This is a genomic window from Bathymodiolus platifrons methanotrophic gill symbiont (genome assembly GCF_002189065.1).
Classification (GTDB): domain Bacteria; phylum Pseudomonadota; class Gammaproteobacteria; order Methylococcales; family Methylomonadaceae; genus Methyloprofundus.
Genome location: NZ_BDMN01000523.1, coordinates 1 through 1,664 on the forward strand (window position 1 = coordinate 1; position 1,664 = coordinate 1,664).

Consider the following 1,664-nt stretch of genomic DNA (forward strand, 5'->3'; position numbering starts at 1 on the left):
TTCGGATTGGCAACAACCCTGCGCCTTCTGGAGACTATCATCCCGTCCGGAGCTGACAGCGAATGACAAAAATTATCTATACTAATGTAATAACAGCCTTTAAGGGTGCTGGTACTAGCATGAGGTGCCAAGAGGCTAAAGCTCTATTGAGAAAATTAGACTTTGAATTGAAAGACGGACGGAGAGGTGGACATAAGGTTTATACTCATCCTCATATTGCGTCTTTCACTTCAGGTTCACTAAATTGTGATCATGGCAGAAACCCTGAAATTAAAAAGCCCTATATAAAAAAAATAATAAAGGTATTAGAGAAGTACGAGAATGAACTCGTAAAATACTTGGAGAAACGAAATGAATAGTGAAAAAATGTTTGATGCGGGTCTATACAATATCACTGTACGAAAAGGAAATTTCGACGGCGAAGTGTTCTTTGAAGCCAAAGTAAAAGAATTACCTGATGTAGCAGAATATGCAGATTCTTATGAGGAAGCATATTTACTTGCAATCGACAGTCTTGAAACAACAGCCGAAGCTTTAGCTGAACAAGGTAAAGTAATGCCGTCTCCTATTTTGGAGAATGATGATTTTAGTGGACGCATCACTTTAAGAATGCCAAAAAGCATTCATGCAGCCTTATCATCTTGGTCAGATAGCGAAGATATTAGCTTAAATCAATTGCTCGTTAATTGTTTGGCCTTTACCTTAGGTGAAAAGTTTGGAGTAACACGTACTATTCACAGTATCAAATCATCTATTGGTTCTTTGAACCAAACAGATTTCATGAATGTGCAACCTAAACGTCAGCAAGTAGCTAAAATAGTTTCCATTAAACCTATAATGGAAGGTGCTACGGAGCAAAGGTGTTATGGCTAATCATGCAGACTTTCAAAAAGCTAAAGATACACTTAAATCTCATGATATTTATATAAAAAACACAAATTGTTTTACTAATCCAGATTTCGATCCTAAAAGATCTGATTTCGATGGTGTAGTTTACCAGTTCATGCATGTTGTTAAAGGCTCTGAGGTCTTTGGAGTTCAAGATGATGAAGGTAATGAAGAACACTTTTTTAAAGTTTATGTAGATGTAGGTTGCCGTTTTATTAAAGAAGAAGATAAAGGCAATAAGGAGTCTGAGGCTTTAGCTCAAATAGAAGCTAGTTTTTGCTCTGAATATCAAATGCTTGATAAAAACATTGATGAATATTCATTAAAAATATTCGCACTTCAGAATGTTAGCTATCATATTTGGCCTTTCTGGAGAGAGCATTTAATGAATATGTGCACTCGTTTAAACCTTCCGAAAGTTGCATTACCAACAATGCAAGTTAAACCACAAAACAGTAATGAAGAATAACTCTGTTACTTCATCTCGCCTTCAGTATATAGATAAGGGGTTCTGTCGCAAAAAGTGTAAAAACCGACTATATCCTAGTTTTATGCAGCTAATGAATAATATTTCATTCAAGATGAAATCTCGATTACCCTATCGTTAAAATTTCGACAGATAGCTTTTCAAGCCATATACCACCTGGCATACAGATTAATAATGCCTTAAAAAATACGGTTCTGTCGCAAAAAACAAAATCACCCTATTACCTACGATCATAAGATTAAATGGTAGTGGGTTAAATCTGTTATTTCACTTAAATAATTAGGAGAAG

3 protein-coding genes are annotated in these 1,664 nt (G+C 35.4%); all 3 read left to right on the forward strand.

Annotation, left to right across the window (positions count from 1 at the left end):
* Window positions 1–62: 62 nt before the first annotated feature.
* From CDZ78_RS20095 to CDZ78_RS20105, 3 genes are read left to right on the forward strand one after another with little or no spacing between them, the layout of a single operon-like run.
* The gene (locus tag CDZ78_RS20095; RefSeq protein ID WP_087871539.1) at window positions 63–359 is read left to right on the forward strand and encodes a type II toxin-antitoxin system HicA family toxin; all 297 of its coding nucleotides are present in this window, start codon (window positions 63–65) and stop codon (window positions 357–359) included.
* Complete coding sequence (locus CDZ78_RS20100) at window positions 352–873, forward strand: toxin-antitoxin system HicB family antitoxin (protein ID WP_230990944.1); 522 nt, start codon at window positions 352–354, stop codon at window positions 871–873. Before CDZ78_RS20095 ends, CDZ78_RS20100 begins: the two co-directional genes overlap by 8 nt.
* Window positions 866–1,357, forward strand: a complete 492-nt coding sequence (locus tag CDZ78_RS20105; RefSeq protein WP_087871540.1) for a preprotein translocase subunit SecB — start codon at window positions 866–868, stop codon at window positions 1,355–1,357. Before CDZ78_RS20100 ends, CDZ78_RS20105 begins: the two co-directional genes overlap by 8 nt.
* Window positions 1,358–1,664: the final 307 nt, after the last annotated feature.